This window comes from Actinomadura sp. NPDC048955 (genome assembly GCF_040649435.1).
Classification (GTDB): Bacteria; Actinomycetota; Actinomycetes; order Streptosporangiales; family Streptosporangiaceae; genus Spirillospora; species Spirillospora luteofluorescens.
The window spans coordinates 237,424-243,571 of record NZ_JBEZJI010000008.1 but is presented as its reverse complement, the minus strand read 5'-3'; the positions used below and the strand labels follow the sequence as shown (position 1 = coordinate 243,571).

At 72.4% G+C, this 6,148-nt stretch carries 6 protein-coding genes; 5 read left to right on the top strand and 1 reads right to left on the bottom strand.

Translation table 11 applies throughout. From position 1 onward, the window contains the following. Together AB0C84_RS11735 and AB0C84_RS11730 are read left to right on the top strand one after the other, a co-directional pair. Positions 1-349: alpha-glucosidase C-terminal domain-containing protein (locus AB0C84_RS11735; RefSeq protein WP_361064270.1), on the top strand; the 349-nt coding region annotated here is incomplete at its 5' end. Then, positions 346-1,845, top strand: a complete 1,500-nt coding sequence (locus tag AB0C84_RS11730) for an aminoglycoside phosphotransferase (protein ID WP_361064267.1) — start codon at positions 346-348, stop codon at positions 1,843-1,845. The genes AB0C84_RS11735 and AB0C84_RS11730, both read left to right, overlap by 4 nt. A gap of 55 nt (positions 1,846-1,900) precedes the next feature. On the opposite strand, the gene AB0C84_RS11725 is transcribed toward AB0C84_RS11730, so the two are convergent. Next, positions 1,901-2,668 (bottom strand): GntR family transcriptional regulator, encoded by a 768-nt coding sequence (locus AB0C84_RS11725; protein WP_361064264.1) that lies wholly within the window; start codon positions 2,666-2,668, stop codon positions 1,901-1,903. 214 nt (positions 2,669-2,882) lie between these two features. Between AB0C84_RS11725 and AB0C84_RS11720 the strand changes: the two genes are divergently transcribed. The 3 genes from AB0C84_RS11720 (at position 2,883) to AB0C84_RS11710 (ending at position 6,026) form a co-directional block, all read left to right on the top strand. Beyond that, entirely contained in the window at positions 2,883-3,101 is a 219-nt protein-coding gene (locus tag AB0C84_RS11720) for a hypothetical protein (protein ID WP_179843451.1), read from the top strand. 333 nt (positions 3,102-3,434) lie between these two features. Next, the gene (glgB, locus tag AB0C84_RS11715; RefSeq protein ID WP_361064260.1) at positions 3,435-5,666 is read left to right on the top strand and encodes a 1,4-alpha-glucan branching protein GlgB; all 2,232 of its coding nucleotides are present in this window, start codon (positions 3,435-3,437) and stop codon (positions 5,664-5,666) included. Positions 5,667-5,675: 9 nt separating this feature from the next. Continuing rightward, a complete protein-coding gene (locus AB0C84_RS11710; protein WP_361064257.1) occupies positions 5,676-6,026 on the top strand; it encodes an ACT domain-containing protein in 351 nt (116 codons plus the stop codon). The last annotated feature ends 122 nt before the right edge of the window (positions 6,027-6,148 follow it).

Genomic DNA, 6,148 nt, shown 5'->3' with positions numbered 1-6,148 from the left:
CGAGATCCGCCAGCGCCACCCCGTCTTCGGCGTCGGCTCCTACGTCGAACTGTCCGCCTCCAACCCCTCCGTCCTCGCCTTCACCCGCGAGATCAACGGCGGGGACGCCAACCAGTGGGGCGGCGCGAACACGGTCCTGTGCGTGAACAACCTGTCCCGGTTCCCCCAGCCCGTGGAACTGGACCTGCGGCGTTTCCGGGGCTCGTACCCGATCGAGTGCATGGGCGGCGTGCAGTTCCCCGCCATCGGCGACCTGCCGTACCTGCTCACCTTGCCCGGGCACGGCTTCTACTGGTTCCTGCTCCCGCCGCCGCCGGACGAGCAGGAGCCGGGAGAGGGAGTGATGTGACCGTGGCGCCGTCCGATCCGCCGACCGGAACCTCCCTCGTCCGCCTCCTGGCAGGCTGGCTGCCCCGGCAGCGGTGGTTCGGCGGCAAGGACGGCCCCATCCACGACCTCACCATCGGCACCGCCACCGAACTCCGCCCCGGCGACCCCGCCCTGCACCACCTCATCCTCGACGTCCGCCAGGACGACACCACCGACCACTACCAGCTCCTCCTCGGCGTCCGCCGCGACCTGCCCGAGCATCTGGCGCCGGTCGTGATCGGGCGGCTGGAGGACCCGGAGCAGGGCATCACCGGGTACGTCTACGACGCCGCCCACGACGTGGAGCTCACGCGCCCGCTGCTGGGCCTCATGGCGGACGAGCGGACGGTCGGGCCGCTGGCGTTCCGCCGCGCGCCCGGCACCGGCATCCGGACGGACCTGGACGGCGCGCCGATCCCGGGCGAGCAGAGCAACACCTCGCTGATCTTCGGGGACGCCTACATCTGCAAGCTGTTCCGCCGCCTGTCCCCCGGCGTCAGCCCCGACCTGGAGATCAACCTCGCGCTGTCGCGACGGGGCTGCGAGCACGTGCCGAGCGTGCACGGCTGGGTCGAGCTGGAACCGGGCGCGCTGGGGAACGCCGGCCGCTCCCCCGCGAACGGTCCTTCGAGCGGTGCGGGCTCCAGCGGGGACGAGCCGGTCACGCTCGCGCTGCTGTCGGAGTTCCTGCGCACCGCGACGGACGGCTGGCAGCTCGCGCTCACGAGCGTCCGCGACTGGTTCGCCCAGCTCACGACGCCGGGGACGGCGCCCGCGTTCACCACCGAGGACGCCGGGGCCGCCGGCGGCGACTTCGCCGCCGAGGCCGAACGGCTCGGCGCGGCCACCGCCGAGGTGCACCGCGACCTCGCCGCCGCGTTCGGCGTGACCCAGGCGCCGCCCGAGCTGGTCCGCAGGATCGTCTTCGCGATGCACGAGCAGCTCGACCAGGTCAGCGCCGCCGTCCCGCAGCTGCGCCCCTACGCGCCCGCGATCCGCGAGGTGTTCGACCGGGTCGCCGCCGAGGCCGCCCCGCTGCCGTTCCAGCGCGTGCACGGCGACTACCACCTCGGCCAGGTCCTGCGCACCGACTCCGGGTGGACGCTGCTGGACTTCGAGGGCGAACCGGCCCGCACGCCCGCCGAACGCCGGGCGCCCGCGCACCCGCTGCGCGACGTCGCCGGGATGCTCCGCTCGTTCGAGTACGCGGCGCGGTTCCTGCTGGCGCGGGAGGGCGACCTCCCGCCGCAGGCGGCGGACGCGCTGGAGCTGCGCGCCCAGGCGTGGGCCGAACGGAACCGGGCGGCGTTCTGCGCCGGCTACGCGGCCGCGGGCGGGCCCGACCCCGCGGCGTACGCGACGCTGGTGCGGGCGTTCGAGTTCGACAAGGCCGTCTACGAGATCCGCTACGAGGCGCGCAACCGGCCGTCGTGGCTGCCCGTCCCGCTGCGGTCCCTCGCCCGCCTCGCGGGCTGACCGGGCGGGGACCGCGCCGGCCTCCCCTCCACCGGCCGCACCTCCACGGGCCGCCTCACAGGTCGATGGCGTAGTCGAGGACGACCCGGTCGGCGGGCAGCACGATCTCGCGGCAGACCTCCATGACGCCCGCTCGCGACAGCATGCGGCGGGTGATGCCGAGCACCGGCACCCCGCCCGTCATGTTCAGGGTCTCGGCCTCCTCGGGCGTCGGCATCCGGGACCGGACGGCCTCCTCGACCCGGATCGGCGGGTGCCCGAGGTAGGCCAGCTGCGCGAGCGTCCCGCCGGGCCAGGGCTCGCGGGCCGGGTCCGCGACGGGAGTGTCGCCGACCACGTCCCACGGCAGGTAGTTGACGGAGATCTGCTGAGGCTCCTCGCGGGCGTAGAAGACGAACCTGCGGCGCAGCAGTTCGGTGCCGGACGGCAGCTCGAACAGCGCGCCGAGGTCGTCGTCGGCCCGGACGCGGGAGAACTCCCGCTCCAGCCGGTAGTCCTCCCAGGTGATCTTCTGGTCGCGGGTGAACGTGGTCTGCGGGACCGCCGCCGGCCCGGTCACCGCGCGGTAGCGGTCCATCGCCACGCGCCGGGCCGGCGGGACGACACGGACGAGCGTGCCGCCGCCGCGGCGGGTCTCCACCAGGCCCTCGCCGCGCAGCAGCCCGACGGCCTGCCGCACGACGATCTCCGAGACGCCGTGGCGGTCGCACAGTTCGGCGAGGGTCGGCAGCCGCGTCCCCGGTGGGAGGCTGCCGTCCCGGATCCCTTCTCGCAGGGTGTCGGCGATGCGCAGGTAGGCGGGACGGTCCGGCACCGGCGTCACCTCCCTCTCCTCGGGCGCGCCCCCCGGCCTCATGCCCGCGGCAACGTTCGAACAGCGTTCGGTGCCGCGTTCGATCCTGCTCGCCCCTCCAGTCATCCATACCTTCCAGGCGCTATCCGCGGGGGCACGGTCCGCTTACGGACAGCTTGACACCTCTCAGGCCGAGTAAGACTTTTGTATACAGAAGCGCGGCCTCGGGGAAGGGACGACCTTGATGGGCGACTTCGAGGATCTGAAGGCGGCCATCGAGGGCGAGTTTCCGGGGTGGCAGGTGTGGCGCAGCGACGCGGGGCGCTGGTACGCGACGCGCAGCGGCGACCTCACCGACGCCCAACTCCAGGCGGGATGTGCGATGACGGTGGCCGCGGACGACTCGGAGGGGCTCCGGCGGACGCTGCTCGACCAGACGCGCGGGGAGTCCGGAGACCGGTGACGGGAGGCAGGAGAGTCGGGGCGGCCCGGTCCGCGTGCGGGGGCGGGCCGGGCTGGGACATTCCGGTACGGAAGGTACCTGTGTCGCTGAGGTGACACAGGAATGGAGCCCTGGGCGGTGGGGTCGGGGTCACCCCTGGGGCGAGGTAGACGTGGCCGCACGGTCGGCACATTCGACGCGACCCCACGACGAAGAGTCGTGCCGGCCGTGCGGCCGCAACACCCGCACCGGAACGCCCCGCGCGCGAAAACAGGTCGGCCCGTCATGTGAGAGCGCCGGTTCTCGGGGCAACCTCATGGGGTAAACGGCTCTTTGACGGGAGGCCATGACGCCATGGCACGGGTGACGCGCGCGGAGATCGATCGACTCGTCGGCGGCGACCACCATGATCCGCACGGCGTCCTCGGGGCGCATCCCGGCCGGGACGGGGTGACGGTGCGGGCGTTGCGCCCGCTCGCCGAGAAGGTCGAGGTCGTCCTGCCCAGCGGTGACCGGCATCCGCTCCGGCACTTCCACCAGGGGCTGTTCGCCGGGACGCTACCCGCCGGGACGTCGCTCGCGGGCACGGAGCGGGACCGGGCGCCCCTCGCCGTCCCCGACTACCGGCTCGCCGTCACCTACGGGGACGGGATCGAGACGATCCAGGACGACCCCTACCGGCACCTGCCGACGCTCGGCGAGCTCGACCTGCACCTCATCGGCGAGGGGCGGCACGAGGAGCTGTGGCGCGCGCTCGGCGCCCGCGTCCGCACCTACGCCTCCGCGCTCGGCACCGTCTCCGGGACGGCCTTCGCGGTGTGGGCGCCGACGGCGCGGGGCGTGCGGGTGGTCGGCGACTTCAACCACTGGGACGGCCGCGCGTACCCGATGCGGTCGCTCGGCTCCACCGGCGTCTGGGAGCTGTTCGTCCCGGGCGTCGGCGACGGCACGCGCTACAAGTACGAGATCCTCGGCGCGGACGGCGTGTGGCGCGCCAAGGCCGACCCGATGGCGCAGGCCACCGAGTGTCCGCCCGCGACGGCGTCCCGCGTCTTCACCTCCTCCTACGAGTGGGAGGACGGCGCGTGGATGGACTCGCGCAAGGAGCACGACTGGTTGCACGAACCCATGAGCGCCTACGAGGTGCACCTCGGGTCGTGGCGGCCCGGGCTCGGCTACAGGGAACTGGCCGAGGAACTGACGCAGTACGTCAGCGACATGGGCTTCACGCACGTGGAACTGCTGCCGGTCACCGAGCACCCCTACGGCCCGTCCTGGGGCTACCAGGTGACGTCGTACTACGCGCCCACCGCGCGGTTCGGCGACCCCGACGACTTCCGGTACCTCATCGACCGCCTCCACCAGGCCGGTATCGGCGTCCTCATGGACTGGGTGCCCGCCCACTTCCCCAAGGACGAGTGGGCCCTGGCCCGGTTCGACGGCACCGCCCTCTACGAGCACGACGACCCGAAGCGCGGCGAGCACCCCGACTGGGGGACGCTCGTGTTCAACTTCGGCCGCGCGGAGGTCCGCAACTTCCTGGTGGCGAACGCGTCGTTCTGGCTGGAGGAGTTCCACATCGACGGGCTGCGCGTGGACGCCGTCGCCTCGATGCTGTACCTCGACTACTCGCGCAACGAGGGCGAGTGGACGCCGAACATCTACGGCGGGCGGGAGAACCTGGAGGCCATCTCCTTCCTCCAGGAGATGAACGCGACGGTCTACAAGCGCAACCCCGGCATCGTGACGATCGCGGAGGAGTCGACGGCGTGGCCCGGGGTGTCGCGCCCGACCCATCTCGGCGGGCTCGGCTTCGGGTTCAAGTGGAACATGGGCTGGATGCACGACACGCTCGAATACCTGCGCCACGAGCCGGTGTTCCGGCACTACCACCACAACGAGATCACGTTCTCGCTGGTGTACGCGTTCTCGGAGAACTACGTCCTGCCGCTGTCGCACGACGAGGTCGTCCACGGCAAGGGCTCGCTGCTGAGCAAGATGCCGGGCGACTCCTGGCAGCAGTTCGCCGGGCTGCGGGCGCTGCTCGCCTACATGTGGTCGCATCCCGGCAAGCAGTTGCTGTTCATGGGGCAGGAGTTCGGTCAGGGCGCCGAATGGGCGGAGGAGCGCCCGCTGGACTGGTGGCTGCTCGACAACGCCGCCGAGGGGGCCGACCACCTCGGGCTGCAGAAGCTCGTACGCGACCTGAACCACGCCTACCAGGGCGAGCCCGCGCTGTGGACGCGCGACAGCGACGACGAGGGGTTCCGCTGGATCGACGGCAACGACGCGGGCGGCAACACCCTGTCCTACCTGCGCTACGGGACGGCCCCGGACGGCGGCGAACCGCCCGTCCTTGCGTGCGTCGTCAACTTCGCCGGGAACCCGCACGAGAACTACCGGGTGGGCCTGCCGCACACGGGCCGCTGGCGCGAACTCGTCAACACCGACGCCTACGAGTACGGCGGCAGCGGCGTCGGCAACCTCGGCCGGGTCGAGGCGGAACCGGTGCCGTGGCACGGGCTGCCCGCGTCCGCGGAGTTGCGGGTTCCGCCCCTGGGGGCGGTGTGGCTCGTCCCGGAATAGGGTGACGGGATGCGCCTGCACATCGTCCCCGGTCAGTTCATGGTGGAGCACCTCCCGCACGCGACGTTCCCGGAGGACGACGAGTGGGTCGCGCTCATCCGCGCCCCCGAGGGCCTCACCGTGATCCGGGACGCCTCACCGTTCGCCGAGACGGAACGCTGGGTCGGCTTCTACGGCGACGCGGCCCACGGCCTCGACACGCCCGGCGTCCTCGCCGCGATCGTGGGACCGCTGGCCGAGTCCGGCGTGCCCGTCTTCGTCGCCTCGACGTACCACTCCGACCTCGTCCTCGTCCCAGAGCACCGGTCGAAGGAGGCGGCGGAGGCCCTGCGCGACGCCGGCCACCGCGTCGAGAGCTAGGGACTCACAGCCTGTATCGAAGTGGCTCCGGCCAAACGCGCGAACGCGTGACCTGGCCGGTGGAGCGAAGCCGGAGGCGAGCGGAGCCGGGCAGATCGCGAAGCGATGCCGCGTTCGCCCAG

Bases quoted from the DNA above. Each gene is read 5' to 3' on its own strand.
- AB0C84_RS11720 (WP_179843451.1), top strand. From the start codon at position 2,883: ATGGGCGACTTCGAGGATCTGAAGGCGGCCATCGAGGGCGAGTTTCCG.
- glgB (WP_361064260.1), top strand. From the start codon at position 3,435: ATGGCACGGGTGACGCGCGCGGAGATCGATCGACTCGTCGGCGGCGAC.
- AB0C84_RS11710 (WP_361064257.1), top strand. From the start codon at position 5,676: ATGCGCCTGCACATCGTCCCCGGTCAGTTCATGGTGGAGCACCTCCCG.